Origin of the sequence: Sorangium sp. So ce381, from assembly GCF_051473845.1 — a bacterium.
Classification (GTDB): Bacteria; Myxococcota_A; Polyangia; order Polyangiales; family Polyangiaceae; genus Sorangium; species Sorangium atrum.
The window spans coordinates 9,519,252-9,545,953 of record NZ_CP150336.1; the positions used below are offsets into that span (position 1 = coordinate 9,519,252).

Annotated in this window: 21 protein-coding genes; 11 read left to right on the top strand and 10 right to left on the bottom strand. The window is 70.7% G+C overall.

Translation table 11 applies throughout. The features are described from left to right. The first annotated feature begins 77 nt into the window (after positions 1-77). The 3 genes from WMF29_RS35740 (at position 78) to kynU (ending at position 3,523) form a co-directional block, all read left to right on the top strand. Positions 78-1,025, top strand: a complete 948-nt coding sequence (locus WMF29_RS35740; RefSeq protein WP_437324584.1) for an AraC family transcriptional regulator — start codon at positions 78-80, stop codon at positions 1,023-1,025. A gap of 87 nt (positions 1,026-1,112) precedes the next feature. Further along, on the top strand, positions 1,113-2,027 hold the full coding sequence (locus WMF29_RS35745) for an SDR family oxidoreductase (protein ID WP_437324585.1): 915 nt from the start codon (positions 1,113-1,115) through the stop codon (positions 2,025-2,027). Between the two features lie 224 nt (positions 2,028-2,251). Beyond that, positions 2,252-3,523 (top strand): kynureninase, encoded by a 1,272-nt coding sequence (gene kynU, locus WMF29_RS35750; protein WP_437324586.1) that lies wholly within the window; start codon positions 2,252-2,254, stop codon positions 3,521-3,523. A 111-nt stretch (positions 3,524-3,634) separates the two neighbouring features. Here kynU and WMF29_RS35755 read toward each other — a convergent pair whose 3' ends face one another. Beyond that, the gene (locus WMF29_RS35755) at positions 3,635-4,810 is read right to left on the bottom strand and encodes an NADH:flavin oxidoreductase/NADH oxidase (RefSeq protein WP_437324587.1); all 1,176 of its coding nucleotides are present in this window, start codon (positions 4,808-4,810) and stop codon (positions 3,635-3,637) included. 216 nt (positions 4,811-5,026) lie between these two features. On the opposite strand from WMF29_RS35755, the gene WMF29_RS35760 reads away from it, so the two are divergent. Continuing rightward, entirely contained in the window at positions 5,027-5,566 is a 540-nt protein-coding gene (locus tag WMF29_RS35760) for a hypothetical protein (protein ID WP_437324588.1), read from the top strand. Here the strand turns inward: WMF29_RS35760 and WMF29_RS35765 are convergent. Then, entirely contained in the window at positions 5,547-6,533 is a 987-nt protein-coding gene (locus WMF29_RS35765) for a matrixin family metalloprotease (RefSeq protein ID WP_437324589.1), read from the bottom strand. The genes WMF29_RS35760 and WMF29_RS35765 overlap by 20 nt on opposite strands. Before the next feature lie 128 nt (positions 6,534-6,661). Here WMF29_RS35765 and WMF29_RS35770 point away from each other — a divergent pair, with 128 nt between their 5' ends. The 4 genes from WMF29_RS35770 (at position 6,662) to WMF29_RS35785 (ending at position 11,199) form a co-directional block, all read left to right on the top strand. After that, positions 6,662-7,285 (top strand): Mut7-C RNAse domain-containing protein, encoded by a 624-nt coding sequence (locus WMF29_RS35770; protein WP_437324590.1) that lies wholly within the window; start codon positions 6,662-6,664, stop codon positions 7,283-7,285. 304 nt (positions 7,286-7,589) lie between these two features. Beyond that, a complete protein-coding gene (locus WMF29_RS35775) occupies positions 7,590-8,288 on the top strand; it encodes a cyclase family protein (protein ID WP_437324591.1) in 699 nt (232 codons plus the stop codon). Between the two features lie 214 nt (positions 8,289-8,502). Beyond that, a complete protein-coding gene (locus WMF29_RS35780) occupies positions 8,503-10,359 on the top strand; it encodes a glycoside hydrolase family 15 protein (protein WP_437324592.1) in 1,857 nt (618 codons plus the stop codon). Between the two features lie 33 nt (positions 10,360-10,392). Then, a complete protein-coding gene (locus WMF29_RS35785; protein WP_437324593.1) occupies positions 10,393-11,199 on the top strand; it encodes a hypothetical protein in 807 nt (268 codons plus the stop codon). A 181-nt stretch (positions 11,200-11,380) separates the two neighbouring features. On the opposite strand, the gene WMF29_RS35790 is transcribed toward WMF29_RS35785, so the two are convergent. From WMF29_RS35790 to WMF29_RS35800, 3 genes are read right to left on the bottom strand one after another with little or no spacing between them, the layout of a single operon-like run. After that, positions 11,381-12,961, bottom strand: coding sequence for a hypothetical protein (locus tag WMF29_RS35790; protein WP_437324594.1), 1,581 nt, complete (start codon positions 12,959-12,961; stop codon positions 11,381-11,383). Positions 12,962-12,995: 34 nt separating this feature from the next. Continuing rightward, on the bottom strand, positions 12,996-14,615 hold the full coding sequence (locus tag WMF29_RS35795) for a hypothetical protein (protein ID WP_437324595.1): 1,620 nt from the start codon (positions 14,613-14,615) through the stop codon (positions 12,996-12,998). A 14-nt stretch (positions 14,616-14,629) separates the two neighbouring features. Then, entirely contained in the window at positions 14,630-15,712 is a 1,083-nt protein-coding gene (locus WMF29_RS35800) for a PEGA domain-containing protein (protein WP_437324596.1), read from the bottom strand. A 460-nt stretch (positions 15,713-16,172) separates the two neighbouring features. On the opposite strand from WMF29_RS35800, the gene WMF29_RS35805 reads away from it, so the two are divergent. Together WMF29_RS35805 and WMF29_RS35810 are read left to right on the top strand one after the other, a co-directional pair. After that, entirely contained in the window at positions 16,173-17,180 is a 1,008-nt protein-coding gene (locus WMF29_RS35805) for an RNA polymerase sigma factor (RefSeq protein WP_437324597.1), read from the top strand. A 243-nt stretch (positions 17,181-17,423) separates the two neighbouring features. Then, positions 17,424-18,107 (top strand): RNA polymerase sigma factor, encoded by a 684-nt coding sequence (locus WMF29_RS35810; protein WP_437331201.1) that lies wholly within the window; start codon positions 17,424-17,426, stop codon positions 18,105-18,107. A gap of 180 nt (positions 18,108-18,287) precedes the next feature. Here WMF29_RS35810 and WMF29_RS35815 read toward each other — a convergent pair whose 3' ends face one another. From WMF29_RS35815 to WMF29_RS35835, 5 genes are all read right to left on the bottom strand, one after another. Then, the gene (locus WMF29_RS35815) at positions 18,288-19,184 is read right to left on the bottom strand and encodes a formylglycine-generating enzyme family protein (RefSeq protein ID WP_437324598.1); all 897 of its coding nucleotides are present in this window, start codon (positions 19,182-19,184) and stop codon (positions 18,288-18,290) included. A gap of 615 nt (positions 19,185-19,799) precedes the next feature. Then, positions 19,800-20,582 (bottom strand): hypothetical protein, encoded by a 783-nt coding sequence (locus WMF29_RS35820; RefSeq protein ID WP_437324599.1) that lies wholly within the window; start codon positions 20,580-20,582, stop codon positions 19,800-19,802. A 62-nt stretch (positions 20,583-20,644) separates the two neighbouring features. Beyond that, complete coding sequence (locus tag WMF29_RS35825; RefSeq protein ID WP_437324600.1) at positions 20,645-22,261, bottom strand: hypothetical protein; 1,617 nt, start codon at positions 22,259-22,261, stop codon at positions 20,645-20,647. 192 nt (positions 22,262-22,453) lie between these two features. Beyond that, positions 22,454-23,389: a hypothetical protein gene (locus WMF29_RS35830; protein ID WP_437324601.1), complete on the bottom strand. Its 936-nt coding sequence runs from the start codon at positions 23,387-23,389 to the stop codon at positions 22,454-22,456. A gap of 227 nt (positions 23,390-23,616) precedes the next feature. Then, positions 23,617-24,594: a hypothetical protein gene (locus WMF29_RS35835; RefSeq protein ID WP_437324602.1), complete on the bottom strand. Its 978-nt coding sequence runs from the start codon at positions 24,592-24,594 to the stop codon at positions 23,617-23,619. A gap of 576 nt (positions 24,595-25,170) precedes the next feature. Here WMF29_RS35835 and WMF29_RS35840 point away from each other — a divergent pair. Further along, a complete protein-coding gene (locus WMF29_RS35840) occupies positions 25,171-26,634 on the top strand; it encodes a protein kinase domain-containing protein (protein ID WP_437324603.1) in 1,464 nt (487 codons plus the stop codon). Positions 26,635-26,702 lie beyond the last annotated feature (68 nt).

Consider the following 26,702-nt stretch of genomic DNA (forward strand, 5'->3'; position numbering starts at 1 on the left):
GCACCAACAGGAACCAAGCCGCCGCGCGCCTCGGCGAACGGTAGTTTCGCCTGGCAGCATGCGCCATAGTGCGACGCGTGTCGCTCGACGCTGCGATCCACTCCCTTGCCGGCGATCCGCTCACCGACATCCTCCGGCTCACCCAGGCCACCTCGGTCATGGCCGGAGGCATCGCCGCCGGTGGCCGCTGGGCCGTCCACTTCCCGCCGCCCGGCGAGATGAAGATCTCGCTCGTCGCCAAGGGCGGCTGCTGGTTCCGCCTGGACGGCCACAAGAAGGCGATCCGCGGCGAGCCGGGGGACGCGGTGCTCCTGCCCGGGAGAAAGGGGTTCCTCGTCGGCAGCGATCTCTCGGCCCCGCCCCTCGACGTGAGGTGCCTGCTGGCCCGGAAGCGCCACCTCTTCTCCACCATCGGTGACGGCTCCGAGGTGCTGATCCTCGCCGGCGGCGTGACCCTCGATCCGCGCCATGCCGACCTCGTGCAGGGCGCGCTTCCGCCTTTTCTGCACGTGCACGCGACCGCACCCCAGGCAGCCCCCATCCGCTGGCTCATCGAGCAGCTGCTGGCGGAGCAGACCGCGCGCGGCGCGCCGGGCGCCTTCCTCTCGGCGTCGATGCTGGCGCAGCTGCTGTTCGTCCAGATCCTGCGCGCCCACCTGGCCACGGCGCCACGCCTGCCCGCGGGCTGGCTGCGGGCCCTCCGCGACGAGCGGCTGGCGGCGGCGCTGCGCCTCCTCCACGGCGAGCCGGCGCGCGACTGGAAGCTCGAGGAGCTGGCCCGCGCCGCGGCCATGTCGCGCACGACCTTCGCCGTGCGCTTCAAGGAGGCCGCAGGGATGGCGCCGCTCCAGTACCTCACGGCGTGGCGCATGCGGCTGGCAGAGCGGCGGCTGCGGGACGAGGCAGCGCCGATCTCGCAGATCGCCGCCGCGCTCGGCTACTCGTCGGAGAGCGCCTTCAGCCAGGCCTTCAAGCGCGTCACCGGCAAGCGGCCGCGGGACTACCGCAACGAAGCGCGCGACTGAAGTTCCTCGATCGTTCCGTACGCTCGCGACAGTCATCGGCACGCTCGCGCATGGTGCGTTCGACAGGCCCTCGCTATCGATGAGGACATGCGAACCGTGCTTGTCCTCGGCGGCACCGGGCTCACCGGCCGCCGACTCGTCAACGTGCTGCTCCAGGAAGGGTTCCTGGTCCGCTGCGCCGTGCGCAACCTCGACGCCGCCCGCGCCAGACTGCCCGCCGCCGCCGAGCTCGTGCGCGGCGACATCGCCGATCGCGCCTCCATCGAGGAAGCGGCTCGCGGCTGCGAGGCCGTGTTCAACTGCGTGCACACGCTCTCGCCGCAGAAGGGCGCCGCGCCCGGCGAGACCTTCGTGGACACCGAGGTGCGCGGCCTGGAGAACGTGGTGGCGGCCTGCCGGCTCCACGGTGTGCGGCGCGTGCTCTACGTGACCTTCCTGGGCATCACGCCCGACACGCGCTCGATCTGGGCACGCGGTCGCTGGAAGGCCGAGCAGATGCTGCTCGGCAGCGGGCTCGACGTGACCATCCTCCGGCCGGGGCAGATCGTCGGACGCGGCGGCTTCGGCTTCGACACAACGCTGGCCAACGCGCGGCGGCGCGTGGCGCTGATCCTCGGCAGCGGCCGTAACCGCATGCAGAACATCGCGCTCGACGATCTCGTCCATTACCTCGTGCGCAGCCTCGACGAGCCGCGCACCTTCGGCCGGGCCTTCGACGTGGGCGGCGACGAGGCGTTCACCACCGACGAGATGGTCGACGTGGCGGCCCGCGTGCTCGGCCGGCGCCCGCCGTGGAAGCTGCACCTCCTGCCCTGGCTGCTGGCGCCGTTCGCCGGGCTCTTCGAGCGCCTGGCGGGCCTGCCCCGCGGCGCCTTCGCCGATCTGCTGCTGGGCGTTGACGCCGACCTCGTCGGCGATGTGGGGCCGATCCGCGCCATCATCCCGCTCACGCCCATGCCCTACGCGCAGGCCGTCGAACGGGCGCTCGCCGCGGGCGCCTGATAGGCGTCGATGCATCGTCGCTGGCCCCGGAAACCTCGAAAAGGCAGGACGGGTATCGGCAAGTCCACCACCGCGGCCTCGCCATCCTGGAAGGCTTGCAGCTGGAGGACATGCCGCCCGGCGACCACGACGGATCGCGCTGCCGCTCAAGCTGGCCAACCTGGGCGCGAGTCCAGTCCGTGCCATGCTGCGCCCCTGCGCTGCTGGACCGAAGGACGCCTGACATGAGCCTGCAAACCACCCGCGACACCTGCCTTGCCCGCGACGCAAGCGACCCGCTGCGCCACCTGCGCGACGAGTTCGCGCTGCCGGACGATGTGATCTACCTGGACGGCAACTCGCTGGGCGCCCGCCCCAAGGCGTCGCTGACCCGTGCCAGGGAAGTGATCGAAGCGGAATGGGGCGACGGCTTGATCCGTAGCTGGAACACGGCCGGCTGGGTGCACTTGTCCCGCCGCCTTGGCGACCTCCTGGCTCCGCTGATCGGCGCCGGCAGCGGCGAAGTGGTGGTCACCGACACGACGTCCATCAACCTGTTCAAGGTGCTGGCCGCCGCCCTGCGCCAGCAGCAGGGCGCCGCGCCCGAGCGCCGGGTGCTCGTGTCGGAACGCGACAACTTCCCCACCGACCTGTACATCGCCGAGGGCCTGACCGAGCTGCTGAAGATGGGCGGCGGCGCAGCCTACGAGTTGCGCCTGATCGACTCGCCCAAGGAACTGCCGCAGGCGATCGGCGACGACGTGGCGGTGCTGATGCTCACCCATGTCAACTACAAGACTGGCACCATGCACGACATGGCGGCCGTCACGGCGCTCGCGCACGAGGCCGGCGCGCTGACCGTGTGGGACCTGGCGCATTCCGCAGGCGCCGTGCCGGTGGACCTCCACGGCGCCCGCGCCGACTTCGCCGTCGGCTGCACCTACAAGTACCTGAACGGCGGCCCCGGCGCGCCGGCCTTCCTGTGGGTGGCGCCGCGCCATCAGAACCGCTTCTGGCAGCCGCTGTCCGGCTGGTTCGGCCATGCCCGGCAGTTTGCGATGGAACCCGCCTACGCCCCCGCCGACGGCATCGGCCGCTTCCTGTGCGGCACCCAGCCGATCACCGCGCTTTCGCTGGTGGAATGCGGGCTTGCCGTCTTCCGCCATACCGACATGGCCGCGCTGCGCGCCAAGTCGCTGGCGCTGACCGAGCTGTTCATCCAGCTGGTGGAAGCCCGCTGCGGACAGCATCCGCTGACCCTGATCACCCCGCGCGACGGCGCCCGCCGCGGCAGCCAGGTCAGCTTCGAGCACCCGCAGGGCTACGCGGTGATGCAGGCGCTGATCGCCCGTGGCGTGATAGGCGACTACCGCGAGCCGCGCATCATGCGCTTCGGCTTCACCCCGCTGTATACCCGCTTCGTCGACGTCTGGGATGCGGTGGACGTGCTGCGCGACCTTCTGGAGAGCGGCGCCTGGGACAAGCCGCAATTCCACCAGCGCGGCGCGGTGACCTGATCCACCCGTGGCCTGGACGACAAGGCGCTGGAAGATCTGGCCCGCCGTTGCGGCCCGCGCGTCAGCACCGTGAGGCTCCCCGGCAGCGAGGAGGACGACGAGGGCTTCATTTCACCTCGCCCGCCGCTTCACGGCATATCCATACGGGACCGGCCAGGTCGGCTCCGCCTCGAGCTCCTGCTGGGCCTTGATCGCCCAGTAGGGCTCGCGCAGCAGCTCCCGGCCGACGAACACCAGGTCGGCGTCGCCGCCCGTGATGATCTCGGAGGCCTGCCGGGGCTCGGTGATCAGCCCGACCGCGCCGGTGCGGATCCTCGCCTCCTCGCGGATCCTCTGCGCGAAGCCGACCTGATATCCCTTGCCCACCGGGATACGGGCCCTCGGGACCAGGCCTCCGGAGGAGGCGTCGATGAGGTCGACCCCGAGGTCGCGGAGGCGGCGAGCGAGCTCCACCGAAGCATCGATGTCCCAGCCGCCCTCGACCCAGTCGGTCGCGGAGATGCGGACGAAGAGCGGGAGATCCGCCGGCATGTGCCGGCGCAGGCGATCGGCGACGCGCAGGAGGAGGCGCATCCGGTTCTCGAGGCTGCCGCCGTAGGCGTCCGTCCTGTGATTGCTGAGGGGCGAGAGGAACTCGTGCAGCAGGTAGCCGTGCGCCGCGTGGATCTCGAGCACTCGGAAGCCCGCGCCGAGCGCCCGGCGCGCGGCCGCCTCGAACGCGTCGACCACGGCGTCGATGCCCGCCTCGTCGAGCGCCAGCGGGGCTGGATCCCCCTCGGCGAACGGCAGGGCGCTCGGGGCCACCACCGCCCAGCCGCCCTCCTCCGGCGTCTTGAGCCGAGCGCCGCCCCGCCAGGGCACATCGCAGCTCGCCTTCCGGCCGGCGTGCGCGAGCTGGATGCCGGCGATCGCGCCCTGGGCCTCGACGAACCGCGCGATGCGCGCGAGCGGCTCGGCGTGCGCGTCGCTCCAGATGCCGAGATCGGCCGGCGTGATCCGGCCGTCCGGCGTCACCGAGGTGGCTTCGACCATCACGAGCGCCACGCCGCCGACCGCGCGGCTGCCGAGGTGGACCAGGTGCCAGTCGCCGGCGAGCCCTCCGCGAGCCCAGTACTGGCACATCGGGGACATCACGACGCGGCTCCGGAAGCGGACGCCGCGGATCGTGAGCGGGCTCAGGAGGTCAATCTCGGGGATGTCGCGGTCGTGTTCAGCGTCCGCCAGGCAGCCGTGGAGCAGGCCGCCGACGTCCTCGGTGACGGCGTTCGTCGCGTGGGTGATGTGCATTCCGGTCCTCCGGTGGAGGGCCCGAGAGGGGCCGTGAGGGTCGCCCGCGCCCGCGTTGCAACGATGCTGCCACGGGGATGCTGCGCGCCACGCCCGAGATCGGCGGCCGCTGGCTGCTGCCGAGAGCGACTCCCTGGGGAGCGCGACGCTCGGCGAGCGTCCCGGTCATCGCCCCGATTGACGGTCGTGGCGGCCGTGATGTTATAAGCACCGCTCATGGGCAGAACGGCCAAGCTGCTTTCGGTCCCGAAAGAGCGGCAGATGGAGGCGCTCTTCGCACGCAGCGCCGAGATCCGCGACGAGTTTCGAGCGTGCTTCTCCGTGTCACCCGGACACCCGAAGACGCACGAGGAGCCGCGAGAGGCCGAAGAGCCCCATTTCGACGGGCTCTGGGTCTTCGGGGATGGGCCCGGCGTCGAGGTGGGCGACACCGGCGCGTACGTCGAAGCCGAGCTCCTTTGCAATCGCGTGCTCGGGGAGCGCTCCTACGTGCAGTACGAGTACCGCCTCGAAGCGCTCGATCTCCGGTACAAGGGCGACTACGCGCCGTATTACAGGAATCGCGGCAGGATCCTGAAGCACATCGGAAAGCGCCTCGAGCTCTTCTGCGCGTACTCGCTGCTCGAGCTCCACGAGCTGGTGCAGGGCCGCGGGGTCGAGGGAGCGACGCTCGGCGCCCTCTTCTCGCCCAGGCACGTGAAGGCCGTGTTCACGGCGTTCCGCGTGCCGATCCGCTTCACCGGCGACCTCGGTTGAGGTGCGGCGGTCGCCGATCCGGGCCGCGCTCGCCGGCGCGGGGGCGCCCGACGGCGCGGAGCCAGGCGGCCGCGCCGATCGCGATGGCGGCGAGCGGGGCGCTCCACCCTGGGCCGCCGGCGGCGGGCGGCGCCGCGCTGCAGCGGACCAGCTGATCCTCGGCGCACTCGGGCGAGAACCCGTGTGGAGGGATGGGGTTGCAGGTCGACGTGGAGAGATCCCGAGGGGGGTAGATCTGGCAGATGCCCGCGATGTCGTCCTCGTGCAGCGTCCGGAAGTTCATCGGATCTGACCTGTCGTACCTCGAGTGCATGGTCGCCTCGGGGCCGGCCATGGAGTGGTCGAGGCCCAGGAAATGTCCGGCCTCGTGCGTGACGATGGCGAGCAGATCCTCCCTCGGCGCGGCGGAGTCGTCCCCGACGGTGAAGTCGTAGAGATCGCTGTTGATCTCCATGTCGGCCCCCCAGAGCTCACCGGTCTTCCTGTCGAACTGCACCGTCGTGAGCGCGAGCATCTCGGTGTTGTGCCCCGAGCTCGCGAGCCACTCCATATCGCGGAAGACGACCACGTTGGCGTTGCCCGGCACGAGGCCGTCGACGATCCTCGTCTTGCCGTCCCTGGCGTTGAGCTCCACCGCTCCGCAGGCGACGGGCCCGAGGTTCTGGACGCGGAGCCCCGGCGTTCCACCGTCGCAGGGCGCCTGCATCCACGTGTCGAACGCGACATCGAGCACGTCGGAGATCTCCTGGTAGGAGACCTCGCTGGACGCGTCTTCCTGGATGCTGAAGCCAATGCAATCGCCCGCCCAGCGGAGCGGCTTGCACTCGCCGACCGGCTGGTCGTCCTGTAGGCAGAGCTCCGACCTCTTGCAGGTGTTCGAGCGGCAGTAGGCCGACGCCTGCTGCGCGCTCGCCAGCACGGCGAGCGCGGCCGCCACGCAGGAGCACCATGCACGCTTCATCGACATCGACTCCTCCACGATCGGTTGACCCTATGGCGACGGTAGCAGCGCGCGGCGGGCGCGTGGGGATTTCGCCGGCGGCGCCCTTGCCGCCCGCTGGCCTTCCGCCATCCTGAGCGCGATGGGGCGTGCTCGTGGGTGAGGCGGGCGGCGGAGCCGATCCGGCGCAGGGCGGCGCGGCCCCTGCGCAGGGCGGCGCGGCGGCGCAGGACAGCGCGGCTTCAGCGCAGGGCGGCGCGGGGGCGCCGAGCTTCCTGTGCGACGCGATGCTGGGCGGCCTGTCGCGCTGGCTGCGCGGCGCGGGCTACGACGCCATGTTCGAGCACGGCATCGACGACGGCGATCTCGTGCGCCTCGCGCAGCAGACCGGCCGTGTGCTGCTGAGCTCCGACGCCGGCGTGTTCGAGCGGCGTTCCCTGCGCACCGCGGCCGTGCGCGGGCTCTACGTGCCGCGCGGGCTGCGGCCGACGGAGCAGGCCGGCTTCGTGCTGCGGGAGCTCGGGCTGCCCGTGCGGGACCCCCGCTGCATGGCGTGCGGCGGCGCGCTCACGGCCGCCCCGAAGGACAGCGTGCGGGATGCGGTGCCGGCGGTGGTCGCGGATCGCCACGACGAGTTCTGGCGGTGCGACCGTTGCGGCAAGGTCCTTTGGAAGGGCAGCCACTGGGATGGCATCGTCGCCGGCTTGGCCACCGCGGCCGGCGCCGCCGCAGCCGAACCCCCGGCTCCACCGCCGGGCGGCCGCAAGCCGCCGCCGTGACGGGGCGGGCAGGATCCATTCGTCGGCCGGAACCGCCCGTGTGCTGCAGATAGACACGTGAGCGGGAAGAGCAGCGAGGGTGCCCATGAGATGCGGTGGCCCGGAACAGGCAACTCACGACGCGCCTCGACCTGAAGATCGCTCGCCTCCCGCCGCCCGATCGGCTCGGAGGCACGCTTCAGACGGGCCCGACGACGACTAGGTCGCTCGCCCGAGCGTCGCGAGCCGATCTGCCCCTCGACGGAGGGCTTCCGGCTCCCGGACGGGGCGCGGGGCACAATGGATGCCTCCGAGGGAGGCGTCCATGGAACGATCAGCCCTGAACCAGTCGAAGGAGCTGTGGGTCGACGTGAGTGTACCGATCCGTAACGGGATGGTGCACTGGCCGGGCAACCCCGAGGTAAAGATCGTCCAGACGCAGGATCTCGAGCGTGGCGATCCCGCGACCGTCTCCCATCTCTCGCTGGGCACGCACACCGGCACGCACGTCGATGCTCCGGCTCATTTCATCGTCCACGGCGCTGGCATCGACCGTGTTTCGCTCGAGCGGCTCATCGGGCCAGCGCGCGTCCTCGATCTCGGAGAGATCGATCGCATCACGCCGGCCCACGTCGATCCCGCCGACATCCGCCCCGGCGATCGCGTCCTGTTCAAGACGGGAAACTCCGCGCACTGGGATGAAACGCAATTTCGCTCGGATTACACCTATCTGTCATTCGAGGCGGCCAATCACCTGGTCGAGCGAGGCGTCTGGACCGTGGGGATCGACTACCTGTCGATCGGAGGCATGGATCGCGGGGCCGAGACGCACCATGTCCTGCTCGCCGCCGGAGTCTGCATCATCGAAGGGCTGGATCTCTCGCGCGTCGAGCAGGGTTGGTACGACCTCGTCTGCCTGCCGCTGCGCCTCGAGGGTCTCGACGGCTCTCCTGCCCGGGTCGTCTTGCGCCGGCGGCGATCGGAGAGATCGGAGAACGAGGCGGCGCTCGAGAAGCAGCGGTGATCGGGCGTCGTTCGCCGCTCGCCGCGCAGGGCCGCGCTTCGATCGAGGAGGTCGAGCGCATGGCCAGCGGCGACGAGGGCGGGCGAGCGAGACGTTCGCCGCGAGCGATTCGCGCGCGACCGCTACGCTCGGAGCGCGCTCGCGGTGCGCTGGGTGGGCGGCGAACGATCGGCTCCAGGATTGCGGTCCAGGCACGGACACGCATGGTGTAGCGATGTCAGCTCCGCTCGAACACTACGGTCTCATCGGTGACACGACCACGGTCGGTCTGGTCTCGCGTTACGGCTCGCTCGACTGGCTCTGCCTGCCGCGCATCGACTCAGACGCGTGCTTCGCGAAGCTGCTCGGACGCGACGACCACGGCTACTGGACCATCCGGCCAGCCACGGCGATACGAAGCTTGGAGCGGCGCTATCGGCGGGACACGCTGGTCCTCGAGACCGAGTTCGCCTGTGAGAGCGGCCGCGCGCGCCTGATCGACTTCATGCCCCCGGGCGTCGCCCCGCGCGACGCCAGCCGGCTCGTCGACGGAGCCCACGACGTCATCCGGATCGTCGAAGGAATCGAGGGCGAAGTGCCGATGCACTCCGATCTGAGGGCGCGGTTCGGCTACGGCCGCGTGATCCCGTGGATCCAGTGTGACGGAGGCCGAGCGACGCTCACGTCTGGACCCGCCGCGCTTGCGTTCAGCAGCCCAGCATCGCTTGACCCCGACTGGAACGCCGCCCGATTGGAGACGAACTTCGTCGTCCGCGCGGGTCAGCGCCTTCCGTTCACCCTCACGTTCTACCCGTCGCATGAGCACGCGCCGGCCCACCCCGTCGACGCGGAGCAGGAGCTCGCGCGAACCGAGCGTCACTGGCGAGAATGGGCGGGCTGTTGTCGCTACCAGGGCCGCTGGCGTGATGCCGTCGTGCGGTCGCTCCTTACGCTGAAGGCGCTCACCTATGCGCCCACGGGCGGGATCGTGGCGGCGCCGACCACCTCCTTGCCGGAGGACCTCGGCGGCTTTCGCAACTGGGACTATCGCTACTGCTGGTTGCGCGACTCCACGCTCACGCTCGACGCCCTGATGCGCGGCGGGTACCTCGGGGAAGCTCAGGCCTGGCGCGACTGGCTCATGCGCGCGGTCGCCGGCGCTCCTGCGCAGCTGCAGATCATGTACGGCGTGGCCGGGGAGCATCGGCTCACCGAGATCGAGCTGCCGTGGCTCCCAGGATACGACGAATCGAGACCGGTGCGGATCGGCAATGGCGCCTACGATCAATTTCAACTCGACGTCTACGGCGAGGTGCTCAACACGCTCTATGATGCCCACGCACAAGGCCTGCCGGATCTGCCGCACACCTGGGACCCCATCGTGGAGATCGTGGACTTCGTCGAGAAGTCCTGGCAGCGGCCGGACGAAGGCATCTGGGAGGTGCGCGGGGCGAAGCAGCTGCACTTCACGCACTCGAAGCTGATGGCCTGGGTGGCCGTGGATCGCGCCATACGCATGAACGAGGAGTTCGGCGTAGGCGAACAGCATCGACTGGAGAAGCGGCTCCAGCGCTGGCGCGCGTTGCGCGAGGAGATCCGCCTCGACCTGCTCGATCGCGGATTCAACACGCGCGTCGGCGCTTTCACTCAATCGTACGGCTCGGAGGCCCTCGACGCCAGCGTGCTCCTGATCCCGCACATGGGCTTCCTGGCCGCCGATGATCCCCGCATGCTGTCCACCGTCGCGGCGATCGAGAAGGGCCTCACCCGGGATGGCCTCGTCCTGCGTTATGCGACCGAGACGGGGGTGGACGGCCTGCCGGGGCACGAGGGGACCTTCCTCATCTGCAGCTTCTGGCTCGCCGACAACTACGCGATGGTCGGCCGCCTCGACGAGGCGGAGGCGCTCCTCGATCGCCTGGTCTCCCTCGGCAACGATGTCGGCCTGCTCGCCGAGGAGTACAGCCCCGAGCTGCGTCGCCAGCTCGGCAATTTCCCGCAGGCGTTCTCTCACATCGGGCTCGTCAACACCGCTCACATCATCGATGCAAAGAGAGCTGAGAAGGAAGTGTGCTTGCCATCTGCGGCGTAGTATGCCGTATCCGTGAGCAGGAGAGACGATACCGTGAAGCCTACCCAACCGCGAGAGCCGCGCACCATCGGTCGAAGATCGGACCCTGACGACAAGGAGGGCGAGGCCCTCAACAACGCCTTCGACCTGTTGCGTGAGATGACCTCGGCCCGCAGGCTGTCGACCCTCGTGAGACGACCGACGCGCGCGGAAGTCCTCCAGGCGGCCGACGACCACATCGCGTATTTCCCGCTCGAGGAGCCCCGCGAGCGAGCGCACGAGCTCCGGGAGGCGGTTCTTACCTGGAGAGAGGGCGAGGAGGTCCCGCAGGCAGTGTACGAGGCGGCCCGGCGTTTCTGTCTTTCGCTCGGCATAAGGGTGCCCGCCTGCGGCTGGGAGAACGACGACGGCTATCAGGTCCGGGCGATCGAGCGCGACACGGGCGAAGCCGAGCCGCCGCCCGCGGCGGAGGCCGCGGCCGCGCCGCGGAGCTACGGAGACGCGTCGAAGAAGGCAGCCCGGCTGGTCCAGGCGGTCGCGGGCGCCGTGAACATCGCCGGCGCGCTCGCCTCGCCGCGCTTGTGGGCCAAGGCGACATCGTGGCCGTCGCGAGAGCACCTGATCGAGCACGTGGACCAGCTGCTGTCCGCCTTCGGAACGGAGCTCGATCAGCAGAAATTCGCCGCGCCCGCCCGGAGGCTTCGCGCGCTGCTGTCGGCCTGGGAGCCAGGGCCCGAGATCCCCAAAGGCATCTCGGCGGCCGCCCGCGAGCTACTCGCCGCGCTGGGAATCCAAGAGCCTCCCGGCGGGTGGGACGCGCCCGAGGGGCCGCTGGAAGGGCCGAGCAACGACAACGCATAAAGCATGCTCGCCGGCGGCGCTGCACGTGACGCGAGCACACGACGCGCGGTGGACGTTCCCGCCACGGAGAGCGACCATGGGAGCGGCCATCAATACAGCGGCTGGTGCTGAGGCGAGGCGCTCGTCCTACCCTACTCCGGATCGAGCAGGGTAACCGGTCGCGGCGATCCCGCGCGCGGACCTACGGCGAGAAGCGCATCATCTCGGCGGCGAAGCCGTCGCTGCCTCGGTTCGCCTTGTCGCGCGTCTCGTCGAGCACTTCCGCGATGCCGCCCGGGCCGCCTTCGCCGATCTCGAACGTGACGCGATCCAGGGTGAGCTGCTCGTCGTCGGCGTAGGCGATGCCGATCGAGGGCCCGCCTGAGCCCCCGCCACCGTAGCCGCCCATGCCGCCCCAACCGCCGTAGCCGCCTCGGCAGGCGTGTTCGCCGAGCATGGGCGGATCCAGCCCCGGCGGGCCTCCTTGCACGCCCTGCCCGCCGAACTGGCCTCGGCCCCCTCGACCTCCGGGGCCGCCCGGGCCCGTGATGACGCGCGTTTCCCGCAGGGTCAGCTTGCTGCCCGGATGGGCGAAGATCGCGATGCTCGCGCCGCCCGCAGCGCCGCCGTAGCCGCCCTTGCCGCCGCAACCGCCGCCGCCGCCCGAGCCTCCCGACGCGCCGCCCAGCGCCGCGTTGCCGCAGGCGCTCCGGCCCCCCGGCGCGCCGCCGCCCCCTCCTCCCCCCTGGCCGGGCGCTCCCGTGCCGCCCTGGCGGCCGGGCACGCCTTCCCACCCGGCCTCGGTGAGGCGTCCACCCTGGCCGGCTGTGCCGGGCTCGCCCGGCGCACCGTCTGCCCCACGGCGGCCGTCCTCGCACCGGGCGCCGTCCTTTGCGCCCGCGCCGCCCAGGCCTACGTAGCTGGAGTTCGAGGCCGTCAGCGGCTTGCCGTCCTCGGCATCGCCACCGCGGTCCGGGGTCCCGTCGCCCCCTTTGCCGCCCGTCGACACCATGTCGCCGCACACGGTCGTCACCGCGGAGGCGCCGGCCACGGTCGCTGCCGAGCAAGCGTCCCTGCCGATCGCTCCGATCTCCCCGTACGCTGGCTGCGGATCGACGTAGACCGCATCCTCGCCGTGCTTGCCTCCCCCGCCCCTGTCCGCCTCAATCACGCTCCGAAGCACCTCCACGACCGCGCCCGGCTGGAGCTTCATCGCGATGGAAGAGCGATCCGGCTCCACCATGCGCCTCTGCTGCACTTGCATGTCCACGATCGTCGATACGCCATCGGTGGGCCCTTCGCCGTCGTCCTGCGCTGCCACCACGGTGATCGGGGGACCCCCGGCGTCTGGAGAAAGGAGCGTTACCACCCCGCTGGCTGAGCCTTCCGTGTAGTGGATCCATCTCGCCCAGCAAACGAAGCCGCCCCACAGATCGATGCCGGAGCGCAAGGTGATGCCCTCAGCGTAAGAGTCGGTGCAGGCGAACACCCGCCCGCGAGCACGCGGCGCGAGCGCGACCGCACGGGCGAGCGTCTTCACCGGTTTCTCCATCGTGCCGGGATTGCCGTCGTCTCCAAACGACCGGCTCGCGAACACCCCGCACCCAGCCTGCACGCGCAGCGCGGCGAGCCCCTGGATACACTCCTCCTCCGAGGGCGCGGCCGAGGGCTCTGGGTCACAGGTGCCCCCCTCCGCGCACGGTGGGGCGAACGGCTCTGCTCCGCACCCCAGGGCGGCTGGAGAGAACAGCAGAAGGACCCATGCGGTGCTTGTGATCTTCATGTTCCTCTCTCGGTCAATCCCCGTGCGAAATCCCTCATCGGGGCGTTGCAATCAGCTCGGGGAATTCCCAGAGGACGGCCGTACAGCCGTCCTGCCCTTTGGCGTTGTCGTCGCTCGGATCGCCTCCGTGTCCCCCGGCACCGGGGGCTCCCCACCTCCAGTCGGCGCTCTCCGTGAGGTGAACACTGCTGTCCACGCGCGCGACGGCGATGGAGACGCCCCCGAGCCCTCCGCCGCCATGGCCGCCTTTGCCTCCCGCGCCACCCGGACCCCCGTCGCATGCAAAGTAGGCCGCGGGTGCGATAGCTCCACGGGCGCCGGGTACCCCGCCCCAGCCACCCTCTTGCCCTCTTCCTCCGTTGCCGCCGCGACCCCCATTGCCGGTGATGATGTCGGTCTTGTCCACCATGACGTGAGCATGCAAGGCGATGATCCCGAAGCTACCGCCTCCATAACCGCCGCCTTGGCCACCGCGCCCCCCGCAGCCTCCACCCCCGCCCGAGCCACCGGACGGTCCGCCTTGCGGATCCACAGGGCGGCACTGCCCGTTCGTTCCGACGCCGCCCCCGCCGCCGCCTCCCTGGCCGATCCTCCCGTTCTGGCCGTCTTGCCCCGAGAAACCCTGCCAGCCGCGCGCGCTGATGGTTCCGTACTTGAGCGGCTCCTCCACTCCCTTCCCGGCTCCGACCCCGTTCGCGCCGGGCCCTCCATCGCCGCCCCACTCGCCGGGTGTACAGCCCATTGGCCCGCCCTTTCCCCCCTTACCGTTGTGCATCGCGCCAGCCCATGGTGCCGGTGCGCCTGGCTCACCGTCGCCGCCCGCGGCGACGTCGCCGTCGCCGCCTGCGCCGCCGATCGAGCTCGTCCCGTCCTCGCACACGGTCATCGCCGGCGGAGCGCCCTCGGTCCAGTCCGCTATGCACCCGGGCGCGCCCGGATGGCCAGGTGCCCCATCCGGCGCCCGCCACGGCGCATCCCGGGGAGCGCCATCGTTCCCATCCGCCCCATCGGCACCGTTCCCTGCCAGGATCTCGCTCGACACCACGTTCACCGCGGCGCCCTCTCGCACGATCATCGCGATGGACGACCCGCTCGGCCGAATCGCGTCCGCCGCCACGAGCCGCACGCCGAACACCACCGACGTCATGCTCGCCTGTCGCGCCTCCACGATGAGCGGCACCCGCTCCGGCGCCGGCGCGATCTCGGTGAGGCGGTCCTTGCCGCCCCAGGTCCACGCCGCTGTGGCGCAGTCCCGGCCGCCCCAGAGCGCGACGCCCGACGGCAGCGTGACGGCCTCCGCGAAGTCCTCCGCGCACGCGTACACCCGCCGCGTCCCCCCGGGCTCCGATGCCTTCTCCACCGCGCGCTGCAGCGTCCTGACGGGCGCTTTCCTCGTCCCGTCGCTCCCGTCGTCCCCGCTCCGCGCGACGAACACCCCGAATCCGTCCTTCGCCGGGCTCGTCGCGGGATCGCCGTCACACGGCGACGCCGGCAGCGCCGGCGGCGTCTCGCCGGGGAGCGGCTCGCAACTGTACGTCGTCGTGCAGTCCTCGGCATAGGAACACCCTGCGCCCCCCGCTGCGCTCCCGCAGCCGAGCGCGATCGCCGCGACCGAACGCAGCGTTCCTCGACCTTGCCGCCCGCGCGTTCCCAACGCCCCTCGTCGCCTCACCACACCCCCTGAAGAACGAGCCCGGCCTGCGTTCCCGTCGCGCTCGGAATCACATGAACGCCTTCACGGGCCGGCGTGCCGCCGAGGAGCCATCCCTCCGCGAGGAACGATGCCGCCGTCGCGACCCCGAACACGGCCCCCGTCACCAGCGCCACATTGCCGAGCGTGGCGAACCGGCCCCGCTCGGCCACCTCCTTGCGGATCTCCGCGCACGGCGAGGGCGCGTTCGGCCACCAGCACGTCGTCGGCGTCCAGCCTTGCCGGCGGCGCACCATGTCGCGCTCGGTCAGGTTGCCGTCAATCACATCGGCCCGCAGCAGGAACACCGTGCCGGCCGCCAGCGCCGCCGTGGCGAGCGCCACGCCCCCGATCCGGAGCTCCGTCAGGGGAAGCGACCGCCGCGCTGCCGGAGGTGGCGACGGGGCCGCCGGCCGCGCCGGGCCGGCGCCGGCCGCCGTGAGCGCGCCGCGCTCCTGGGCGCCGCGCTCCGGCGCGCGAGGCAGCTTCAGGGTCAGCGAGCTGGCCTTGCCCGCCTGCCCGTCGAACGCGCCCACCGCCTCGCTGTGGCCATCCAGCCGCGCCCGCACGGTGTGCTGCCCCGGCTCCAGAAACAGCTCGTACGTCGGCGCACGGCGACCCAGCGCCTTGCCGTCGACGAAGACCTCGGCGTCCGGTGGACTCACACCCAGATAGAGCGTCACCACCCGGCGCTCGGCCTTCAACAATCCTTCTTCGGCGCGCTCCAAAAGCGGGCTGCGGAGCGCGCCGCGGTGTCTCAAGCTCTGCGCCAGGTGGTCTGCCGCGTCTCGATAGCTGCCCAGCGCGAGCTCGCACAGGCCGAGCTCCGCGGCGATCTCGGCGCGCTCCGCGTCGGTCGTCCACGCCGCGTCGGCCGCCTTCAGCGCCGCCTCGTACGCCGCCTCGGCCTCGGCCCATCGCCTGGCATCGCGCGCCTGCCGAGCGCGGCGCAGCAGATCCTCCGCGGTCGATGTCTCCTGCGGCCCCGCAAGCCCTTGGGGATCCTGCGCGCTCGCCACGCCCTCCAGCGCCGCGACGACGCCGACAAAGACACACGGCAAGACGGAGAGGAGCGCATGGCGCACCCCACGCTGGATACTCCTGCGCGCGAGCCCATGTCAACGCGCACGGTCCCGCGACCGCCGAGCCTCCTCGTATATCCGTCTCGCGGTCCAGTGAGCTCACGATGGTCGGAAATCGTCCTCAAGCCACCGGACGCATGAGAATTTCAGCAATGATGATGCAATGCGTGACTCCGCTCCGGAAGGCCTTGAGGACGGAACGAGCACCGCGCCCACGACGGCTGCTGGGCCCCCGTCGAGATCCGCAGCGGGCGCAGGTGTGGCGGCGGAGGAGGAGATCTCACCGAGCCGCTGGTCCTCTCTTCTCGGGCTCGCCCACCGTAGGGCCACTCGCCGCGCATCTGCGAGGGCTCGGTCGATTTTTTGACCGTCCGGCCGGGCTCGGATCGTCTGCTGGACCGTGGACCGACCAACGCCGACCTGCGCTGTACCCGCCCGCGTGAGATCGCTCATCAGCTACGCTGGGGTGCCCGAGCGGGACCGCGATGACGTCGCGCAGGACGCCATGGTGCGGCTCTGGGAGCGGCGGGAGCAGGCCCGCTCGGCGAGGAACCCGAGCGCGTGGTGCGACAGCGTCGTCCTGAACACGGCCCGCGATCACCGGCGAGCGTCGCGCAGGCGCGAGGAGGCGCTCACGGGCCTCGACGAGGCGGCGCTCTGCGATGAGCGAGGGAGCCCCGAGGATCACGCCATCGCTCGCCAGGAGGCGGCGCTGGTGCGGCAGCTCATCGAGGAGATCGGCGAGCGGTGCCGCGGGGTGTTCATCGCGTGCGAGCTCCTGGAGCGGCCGATCGCCGAGGTCGCCCGAGAGCAGGAGATCCCGCTGGAGACGGCGCGAAGTCGGCTGCGCCGGGCCTGGGAGGAGTTCGAAGAGGCGGCGGCCCGCAGGGAAGCGAGGCAACGAGGCCGCGGCGCTCGCCGGCTGCGCGCCGCGCTGTTCCCGCCCTGGCTCCTGGAGCGGTGTTCCTGGCGGCGACGTAGCCCCACGCGCTGGGTGGCGCGAGGCTTTGCCGTCGCCTGCGCGGCGGCGCTCGGCGCGCTGGCCGTGGGCCCGATGGAGCCCCTCGAGCCTCTCCACCCCTCCATGGCCATTCTGCTCTCCAGGAGGACGACCGGGCCGGCGACCGGACAGGCCGCGAGGGGCCCCGCCGAGCCGGCGCGCGTGAGCGGTGCGCTGGACGGGGCGGTGATGGCCTTTCCGGCGCTGGATGGGGCGGTGACGGCCCCTGCCGTCTCCGCCATGCCGACAGGCTGGCCAGCGGCGCAGCGCCGCCCGAGGATCAGCTCCCGCGAGCAGGAGCTGATCGCCCGCGCACGGACAGCCATGGCGGCCGGTGATGTCGTGTCGCTCGTCGAGGCGCGACGCCTGCTGGAGGAGCACGGACGCAGATTCCCGCGCGGTCGCCTGGCTGGTGAACGCGAGGCGCAGCTGGCCGGGCTCAGGTGATGACCGCGCAGTAAACATCGACGCGAACGACGTGGCCTTCGTCACGGAGGCGGTGCTGGACCACCGTGGTTCGCGGCCTTTGTCATAGGGGATTGAGCGCTTCCTGAGCGGGCGTCGCGCGCCGTGCGACGTCCGCTCAGGAGCGATCGTGTCCGCGCGCCGACGAGCGTTCGCGCGGGGCATTCACGTTTCACCTGGAGGCGAGCCATGGAGCTTCTGGCGCTGCCCTCGCGAGGGGCGATGATGCATTCCATCAGAACACACGTCTTCACCGACGAGCCGGCTCCTCCGGCCCGGCACGACAGGACGGCTCGTTCGAGCGCATCCGGCGCGCCTCGCACCGCGCAACGGACAGCGGCGCAGCCGAGACCCAGGAAGAACAAGGTGAAGCCTGCCGCAAGCCCGTCTCGGGCTCATGCGTTCCAATGCCTCCTTCAGGGAGAAACGATTCGGCGCGTTCGCCGGTGGCTCGCGCGGCTCCGTGTGCCCGAGCGCGATCGGCACGACCTGAGCCAGGACGTCTTCCTGGCGGCTGTCATGAGCTTCGGCAGCTATGACCCAACGCGTGGCCCGATCGCGCGGTGGCTGAACGGGCTCGCGGTGAACCTGGCTTCGCGTTACCACGCGAAGGCATCTCGGCGGAACGAGGTCATCACGGACCCCGTGGAGCTGTGTAAGGCTGGCGAGCGCGCGACCGCCCTCGAGCTCCTGCTCGCAGCGGAGCGGCGGCGCCTGCTGAGATCAGTCGTCCGGGAGCTGCCGTTCGAGCTGCGTTCGGTGCTGGTCCAGCGCGACCTCCACGAGATCCCCATGAGAGACATCGCCGAGACGAGAGAGATGCCCCTCAGCACGGCGTACAAGCGGCGTACGAGAGCGCTTCACAGCGCGCAGGAAGCGCTCGCGAGACGCCTGGCTGCGTGGGATTAGCGCTACGCGAAGCCCCGGGTTTACACGCGACCGGGTGGCATGGTGAAGCTGCGAGAGAAAAAGCGGTGATGTCCGGAACCACATCGGCGCCCCCCGCGTTCCAGACACTCGCCCGGCGCGTCCCGGACACCCGAATCTACCGAATGCACCGCACGCGACGGGTATGGCTCCGATGAGCACCTACGGCGTCCTCGCGCACCGGGCCCCGAAGAGGGTGCCGCTGATCGACGGGACGAGGCCGTTACGACGGGACGAGAGCAGGTCCGGCGCAGTGGACCGGGGCTGCTCCGAGTCATCGAACTCGAAGCTCCCGCCGCGGAACCCCCGGCCCGTGGCGCTGGTCAAATTGGCGCAATCATTACATTCGTTTGGATAGTCTGCTGCGTACCAGTCCAGGACCCACTCCCGCAGGTTCCCGGCCAGGTCCGCCTGCCCCCACCTCCCGTCTCCCTTCGGCGACCGCGACCCGACGGCCTGGATATCGCTGAACGCACACTCGCCAGACGCAGACCGATCCCCTGCGCAGTCATACACCGCATAACTGTTATCGATTCTGGTCGAGCTCGCCGGATTCGACCACGGATACGCCCGCTGCTCGTCTCCTCCTGCCGCCGCGTAGTTCCACTCCGCCTCCGTCGCTAGCCGGCCCCCATCCCACGCGCAGAACGCGAACGCCACATACCAGTTCAGGCAGTTCATCGGCAGGTGCTCGGTACCTCCGTCGGTGTCGTCTCTCCACGTCTTGTAGGTCGGGCTGCAGTTGACTGCTGCCTTCAATGCCGCTGCGTCCGCGGGCAGGTTGCTCGTCCACTCCGCATTCCACCCGCTCCCCTCGATCAGCGGGTGAGCCCCCGCTCCCGGCGCCGGCTTGCTCCCGGGATACGCCTCCACGAACCTGCGGAACCGCCCCACCGTCACCTCGAACCGCTCCAGCAAGAACCCGCTCACCGTCGCTGGATACCTCGTATCGTTGTCCCGGTTGAACGTGCCTCCGGGCGCCGCCTCCGCGGTCGCGCAGCAGCTCTCGTCGCTACCCGGCCCGCACGTCTCGGCCAGTCCGACGCAGCTCGGCGGCACGCACTTCCCTCGGTCGCATACGGGCGCTGCCGCAGGACATGGCTCCGCCTCCTCCCACGCCCCGTGTTCGTCGCACCGCTGCGGCCGGTCGTCCGAGCAGCGCACGTCCTCCGGGCCGCACTCGCCGATGCACGTTCCGTCGACGCACGTCTGCCTGGCGCATGGATCGCCGTTCTCCCACCGCCCATCGACACATCGCCGCGGCGTGTTCTCCGAGCACTTCGTCTCGCGGCCTGAGCACTCCGGGACGCCCCCACCCACGCTCTCGCCGCCGCTGCCCTGCGCCGAAGCGCCGGTTCCACCCGCCCCACTCCCCGGAGCATCACTGTTACCGGTACTGCCGGGCGCACCGCCAGACCCTTCACCTGGTTCGTAGCTGGACGAGTCCGCGCCGATTGAACATGCGCAGCCGCCCGACACGGACACCGCAATCCCTGCCAGAGCCGTCGCCACCGACACGTTGAACCACGTCGAGCCTGCCATGGCGGTGCAGCCTCGTCCTCTCGCGGCCCGGTAGTCAAGGGAGCAGAGAACGTTCTGCCCTGGACGCATGTACACCTCCACTGAGCTCGTGCTACGTGCGCGCCGACGACGCGATACGCGGGTGCTGGACCGCTACAGGCACGTGTTGTCGACGACCACGCCGGTCTCCCGGAAGCGCAGGGTCCCCGGCTCCCCGTCGAGCGTGAGGGTGATATCCATGTCGATGACGCACGGGATGCCGGTGTCCGGCTCAGCCTCCCACGTCATCGTCCCGGTGGCCCCGGTCACGGCATAAGCGCGCTCGTCGGGGTCCGGCATGCCCGTGTCAGTACAATCGCCCATCTGGTCGGTGAGCGCCACGTCCAGCACGCCCCAGAGCCCCTCCAGCTCGATCCCGGCATAGAGCGGATCGCTATCGGCGAACGACGCGATCGAGATCACCAGACACCGATCCTCTCGCAGGTCCGCGTGGTGCACATAGACAACGTCGTGATCGGCGATCACGTAGTCTGCGCTTGCGCAAACCGTATCGCTCGACGCGTTCACCCCGGCCGCGTGCGCCATGCACTCATTGCAATAGGTGCGCTGATCGCACCCGCAGACCCCCTGACATTCGTCCGGACATCTCCCGACCCGCGGCCTCGGCGCGCATTCGCCCTGCGCGTCTCCGGCGCACGTCGTGTCGGGCGTCGCGCAGTACTCCGCCTCGCCGCAGGTCGCTCCCGCGTCCCCTCCGCAGGCGACCGGCGCTGCGCCTCCGCTTCCGCCTCCGCCGTCGCCGGTCGCGCCGCCGCCAGCGCTGCTGCTCGCGTCGCCGCCAGCGCCGCCGCCTCCGATCGGCGACACCTGTTCGTCATCGCTGCAGGCGGCGAGGAGGAGTCCGCACAGCAAGGAGCCAAGGAGCTCATGTCTCATGAACGGACTATGCCATGACCGCTCGCCGGAGAGGAGCGGCCACGGCGCTGTCATCGCCCTGCCTATCCCCGAGGCGCCTGGCCCTTCGCCGAAGCGCTGCCGCGCTGCCGCCGGCGAACCGCGCCGGCCAGCGCCAGCGCGATCGCCGCGAGCGGCGCCCCGAGCGAGCCGCGCGCGCCGGCCACGGTGCAGCCGCAGCCGCCGTCCGCGCCGGAGCCGCCGGCGGCGGCCCCGCCCGAGCCGCCGCCGCCCGAGCCGCCGCCGACACCGCCGCTGCCACCCGTGGCGCCGCTGCCGGCCGGATCCGTGAGGCCGCCGCCCGCGCCGGAGTCCAGGCCCGAACCCGTCGAGCCGCCGGTCCCGCTGGCCGCTGTCGTGCTCGTGTCCTCCACGCAGGCGCCGCCGACGCAGGTCTGCCCGCTCGGGCACACCGCTCCAGCACACGAGTCCACGCACGTACCGGCGTCGCAGCGCTGTCCAGACGGGCACTCGACGCCAACGCAGGCCGACTCTCTGCAAAGCCCGCTCGCCTCCTCGCACGCGCGCCCGCTCGGGCACGGCGTGCACGGGCACTCCGGCTTGCACACGCCGCCGTCGCAGACCGTGCCCTCCTCGCACGTCACGGTGCTGCACGGGTCGACGCACACCCCGACCCGGCACACCGTCGGGAAGGGGCACTGCACTCCATCACAGGGCGCGCGGCACCGCCCGCCGACGCACACCTCGCCCGCGTCGCAGGCGACCTCGGCGCAGGCTGGCTCGACACAGAACCCCGCGGCATTACATGCCTTGTCCGAGGGGCACACGAACTCGCCCCTGCCGCACGCCTGCACGCACACGCCCCGGTCGCAGACGTGATCCGGCGGGCAGAGCTCGCCTTCGTCGGTGGCGCCGTTGCAGTCGTTGTCGAGCCCATCGCAGGTCTCCTGCGACGACGGCACGAGCCCCTGGCAGGTGAGCCCACCCGCCGCGCACTGGGTCACCCCTGGCGCGCACACGCCGGGCAGCCCGGTGTCGCACGGCTCGCCGCCGCCGGTGCAGGTGAGGCCGCTGAAGAAGTAGACATAATCGTTGTAGTCGCCGTCGTTGTTGAAGTCGCCGGGGTTCGGGCCGACGTCGCCATCCTCGAACGCGACGTAAAACGCGTTCGGCGTCACCGTCGAAGCGTAGATGACGGCGGTGACCCAGGGCCCGGGCGTTGTACAGCCCGTGCACACCTGGTTCCACCGCTGCTCGGAGTAGTGGATCTGCGAGCCGAGGAGCGCGAAGCCGATCTGCCCGCCCGCATAGGCGAGATCGCTCCGGATATCCGCGGCGGTGATGACGGTGCCAACGGCGGAGCCGGCGGGGACGATCTCGTGGATGTCGCCGCGCGCCGGCGGCGCCGTGGCAGCGGGATCGACGTTGTACCAGCCGACCCCCAGGCGAGAGCCTGTCTGCCTGAGCACCAGCTCCGCCGTGAAGCCGCAGAGCGGCGAGAACGTGGACGGCTCGGTGCTCCCATCGGCCTGGTAGTCGAGCGCCTCTCCCCGGTTGGTGAACAGGGTGTAGAGCTGGACCTCGTTGTTCCTCGAGTCCCGCGGCATGACGCTGCCGTTCGGCTGCGTGACCAGCGCGCTCGCGGGGAGCGACGAGAGGCCGATGGAAAGAGCTCCCGAAAGAGTCAAAGCATACTTCATCGTCTGGTGATACCGAGACGCGCGCCCCAGCGTCAACGGAAACATTCCGCAACAACGGACAGGCGAGATGTCGGCCCCCCGCCTACAACACCGCTCGCCTGCGCTGATCGTCGCGCGCATCACAACGAGGCACGCAATGACAGGATCGTTGAACAAGGAGAAGGCCGGGGTGAGCGCCGCCGGCCCGCGCGCTCAGGCGACGCTGCGCGCGGGCCCGGACGCGGGCGCGACGCCGTAGGTGACGCGATAGCGCTCGTACCGCTCGAGGAGCTCGCTCGTGGTCTTGGGCATCGGCACGCGCGCGCGTGTGATGTACGAGATCACGTTCTTGCCACGGACGATCAGCTCGACGCCCTGGGCCGCCTGCTCGCGCTCGTGGGGCGAGGCGTCCTCGCCGAGCAGCGGCCGGAAGGCGGCGAGCTTCTCCGCCGACACGACGAACGACGTCCAGACCTCGAAGATGTCGTCGTCGGTGCGCAGCGTCTCGCACTTGATCTTGGCCGCGTGCGCGAACTCGCGGGCCAGGCGGTCCAGCCCGGCGAACATCGGCGCGCCCGCGAAGGTGGCGATCATCGCGTCGCGAATGCCGTCGATCGCCCTCATGCTCTGGGCGATCTTGACATACCGGCTGTTGTAGAACGCCTCGATCGGGAACGAGAACGCCTTGAAGGGCTCGCCCCAGAGCTCGTCGAGCCCCTCCTCGCCGCTGCGGTGGAGCACCATCTTCCCGAGCGTCAGGGCCTCGAGGAGGTGCTCTCCGCACTCGCGCATCAGGGCGTTGTCGGGCTCGATGGTGACGCCGAGCTCCTGGATCTCGACGAGCTTGGTGAAGATATCCGCCGCCCGATTGAAGATCGCGCCCGCGAGCATGGCGGCCTTGACGCGCTTCCGCTGCGGATCGGCCTCCGACTCGAAGGCGAGCCGCGCCTCGTCCAGCCGTTTTCCTGGGACGTTGATGCCGTGCTCGACGTGGTTGAACAGCCGCCGCGTCAGCGCCTCGATGAGCCGCTTCTTCGCGAGCAGCGTGTCGGCCGGCGCCTCGTAAGCCTTGATCCAGTAACCGTAGTAGTAGACCCGCAGCTGGCCGTCGATGATCTGCTTTTTCCCGAGCGGTATCGCGCTTTCCATGGCCCGCCTCCGATCGGCTGCCAGGCGGCGCCCCTGCGCGGGATGCGCGCGGGGAGCATGCCCGTGCGACAGCCGAGTAGCATGGGCGCAAGGCGGCCTGCAAGGCGTGAGCGACGCGATCCGGCGGAGTCCTCCGCCGGAAACCGGGACTTAACCGACAGGAAAGACAGCGGCTCGCGGCGTCGCCGCGGCCGCGCGCCAGCCCGCGCGCCCGCCGACCTCGGGGGCTACTGCGCGCACCCCTCGAGCTCGGCCATCATGCGCCAGAAGGCCATGGCCTTGTTCTCGCAGGCGCCCTGGGTCGTGTGGGTGTGCTCGTATTCCGTGTTGCCGGACGTCTCCACGTCGTAACGCGGGTGCTGCATCGGGATCTCGACGCCGTCCACCGTCGCGGTGTGCCGCTCGCCGTCCGCGTAGACGTCGAGGTCCTCGAAGTCATAGAGGATCTTCCCATGATCCCGGCAGAAATCGCGGATCTGCTGGTTGCGCTCCGTGCGGTTCACGCCGTTGTACTCCTCGTCGCCGGGCCCCGTCATGTAGATGAAGGTCACCTCCGGGAACTCCTCCCCGAGCGCGTCGAGCACGTCGAGGTACCGCTGCACGTCCTCCTCGGTCTGCTCGGAGATCTCCGAGGACCACGCCCACATCGAGTACCGGATCTCCGGGTGCTCGCCGAGGATGGTGCGCACGTCGTTGATCCCGGCCTCGGTCGCCCAGTACTGCTCGCCCGGGATGAGGTTGGTGTCGATCATCCCGTCCCACATCAGGAAGGCGCCTTCCTGCTGCGGGACGTCGCAATACTCCGTCTCGAAGGCGTAGGTAGGCGTCTTCGCCTCGATGCTCTCGGCGCCGACGATGATCTGGAAGCCGTGCGAGCGGTGGGCGTAATGGAAGACGAAGTCCCCCGACGTGAGCGCCTCGGTGCAGCTCGCCGGGATGCCGTCCAGGCTCGCGTGCCGGTGGTCGAAGGTCCGCGCGTTCGCGGGATCGGGATTGGGATCGCCGCCCGACGCCGTCGTCACCCCGCCGCTCGACGTCGACGTCGACGCGCCGCCCGACCCGCTGGTCGCCCCACCGCCCGACCCGCTGGTCGCCCCGCCGCCGGACCCCGTGGTCACCCCACCGCCCGACCCGGTGGTCGCCCCGCCGCCCCCGCCCGTCCCACTCCCGTCTGCCGGGCTGTCGTCTTCTCCGCAGGCCAGCACGCCGAGAGCGAGGGAGAGACCAGCAACGATGATAGTTGAATTGCAAAATAATTTGTTCATTGCAGTGTGGATTCTAGACGGAGGCAAGGAGATCGCAATAGATCTCGCAGGCGGTCTCGTGCTGCCGCGCGGGGGTCCGGATGTGGGGGCGCCGTGGTTTCTGGCGGCGCGGGCTCCGGCGGACCGCCGCGGAGGCCCGGCGTGCTGCGCTGCGCAAGCGGGGCCCCGGTGCGCCGGCCACCTGAGCGCCACCAGCGCGCAGCGTCGGCCCGCGCGGCGTCCGCGCTCGCCGTCGTCGCGAGCGCATCCCCCTCGCCGAACACCGCTGCTGTCAGGAACTTCACTCACCGACGGCGCTGCCGACGCCCGCGACGGCGCTGTCGACGCCCGCGTCGGACCGCGCCTGTCACGGCGCTCCGGGGAGCCATCTCGTGGCCGTATCGAGCCCGAGGCGCCCGGAACGTGGCGCACAGAAGGACAATCCATCTAACATCTCCCGGCTCATCGTGGCCGGCGCCTTTCCTATCCTGTACGCTCCCCTCGCCTCCCCTCGGCTATCAGGAGGAAGCCATCACCATGCAGTTCGCTCCGGATTCCGTCGTAGGTGGGAAGTATCGTCTTGAGCGACCTCTCTCGCACGGCGGGATGGGCTCGGTGTGGGTGGCGCGACACGTCAACTTGGGCTCTCTCGTCGCGGTCAAGTTCATGGACCCGACCTATGCTGCGTCGTCGACGTTCCTCGCTCGCTTCGAGCGTGAAGCGAGGATCGCAGCGAGCCTTCAAAGCCCACACGTCGTCTACGTCCAGGACTTTGGCGTCGACGACGACACTCCGTACCTCGTGATGGAGCTGCTTCAGGGTGAGGACCTGGGCACGCGCCTCGAGCGCGTCGGCCGGCTCTCTCTCGTGGACGCCACCCTGATCCTCCTGCAGGCCGGCAAGGCCATCCGTCGCGCGCACGACGCCGGCCTCGTCCACCGCGATCTCAAGCCTGCGAACCTGTTCCTCGTGCGTGTGGAGGGAGAGCAGGACGAGGTCGTCAAGATCCTCGACTTCGGCATCGTCAAGGAGACGGGCGCGGTGCTGACGGAAGAGGTGACCCGCACCGGGGAGCTGCTCGGCTCGCCCCACTACATGAGCCCGGAGCAAGTCCGGGGCGAAAAGGACATCGACCAGCGCAGCGATCTCTGGTCGCTCGGGGTCATCCTCTTCTATGGTGTCACCGGCGAGCTGCCCTTTCAGGGGGCCCAGCTAGGCGCCGTGATCGCCAACATCCTGGTCGGTCCGGTGCCCAGCGCGTCCCTGATCGCGCCCGACCTGCCGCCGGAGATCGACGCCTTCTTCGCGCGGGCGCTGGCCCGCGAGCGGGCGGAGCGCTTCCAGTCGATCGGAGAGATGATGGGCGAGCTCCGCCGTATCGCGGGCACGGCGTCGCCATCGATTCCGGATCTGCAATCCCCGTGCTCCGGCGTGCCGAGCACCGCTCGGCCGAGGCTCAGCGGGACGATAGCGCTCGACGCCGCCCAGCTCGACGAGCCAGCATCCGCGCCCCGCTCGGCGGGCCCCGGCACCCTGACCATCGCCGGATCGACGGCGCAGGAGGCCGGACAGCAGCGGCCTCAGCGCGCGATGCTGGTGGCCGGCATCGCGATGACGATGCTGCTCGGCGCCGGCGTCACCATCGCGGTGGGTGGGGGCGGAACGAGCGGCGGGGACGGAGTAGGCGCGAAGGTCGCCTCGGCCGGCGCGCCGGCGTCAGAGGAGGTCGCCGCCAGCGCGTCGGCAGAGGTCGGGCGCTCCTCGGAGCCGCTGGAGAGCGTGACGCCCGCGGTGCCCGCTGCGGAAGCGACGGGCTCGGCAGCGGACGTCGCCGGCGAGACCGCGGCGCCCTCGACGTCCACCACGGCAGCACGGCCGCCGTCGAGCGCCACGCCCAGGCCACCGCACACGGGTGTCCCCGCTCCTGCCAGGAGGCCGCCAATCCCGCCGACGACTACGCCGGGGCTCGACCGCGCACCGATTCCGGAGGTGCCCTTCTAGCGCGGAGACCTCCTTGTTGGCATTTCATGAGAAAGATTGAACAGGGAGGCGGGGAGGCGGGGAGATTT

Coding starts and splice junctions, on each gene's coding strand:
- WMF29_RS35760 (WP_437324588.1), top strand. CDS start 5,027: ATGGGCAGAACGGCCAAGCTGCTTTCGGTCCCGAAAGAGCGGCAGATG.
- WMF29_RS35790 (WP_437324594.1), bottom strand. CDS start 12,961: ATGAAGATCACAAGCACCGCATGGGTCCTTCTGCTGTTCTCTCCAGCC.
- WMF29_RS35755 (WP_437324587.1), bottom strand. CDS start 4,810: ATGCACATCACCCACGCGACGAACGCCGTCACCGAGGACGTCGGCGGC.
- WMF29_RS35775 (WP_437324591.1), top strand. CDS start 7,590: ATGGAACGATCAGCCCTGAACCAGTCGAAGGAGCTGTGGGTCGACGTG.
- kynU (WP_437324586.1), top strand. CDS start 2,252: ATGAGCCTGCAAACCACCCGCGACACCTGCCTTGCCCGCGACGCAAGC.
- WMF29_RS35745 (WP_437324585.1), top strand. CDS start 1,113: ATGCGAACCGTGCTTGTCCTCGGCGGCACCGGGCTCACCGGCCGCCGA.
- WMF29_RS35830 (WP_437324601.1), bottom strand. CDS start 23,389: ATGGAAAGCGCGATACCGCTCGGGAAAAAGCAGATCATCGACGGCCAG.
- WMF29_RS35810 (WP_437331201.1), top strand. CDS start 17,424: ATGCATTCCATCAGAACACACGTCTTCACCGACGAGCCGGCTCCTCCG.
- WMF29_RS35840 (WP_437324603.1), top strand. CDS start 25,171: ATGCAGTTCGCTCCGGATTCCGTCGTAGGTGGGAAGTATCGTCTTGAG.
- WMF29_RS35765 (WP_437324589.1), bottom strand. CDS start 6,533: ATGTCGATGAAGCGTGCATGGTGCTCCTGCGTGGCGGCCGCGCTCGCC.
- WMF29_RS35780 (WP_437324592.1), top strand. CDS start 8,503: ATGTCAGCTCCGCTCGAACACTACGGTCTCATCGGTGACACGACCACG.
- WMF29_RS35820 (WP_437324599.1), bottom strand. CDS start 20,582: ATGAGACATGAGCTCCTTGGCTCCTTGCTGTGCGGACTCCTCCTCGCC.
- WMF29_RS35825 (WP_437324600.1), bottom strand. CDS start 22,261: ATGAAGTATGCTTTGACTCTTTCGGGAGCTCTTTCCATCGGCCTCTCG.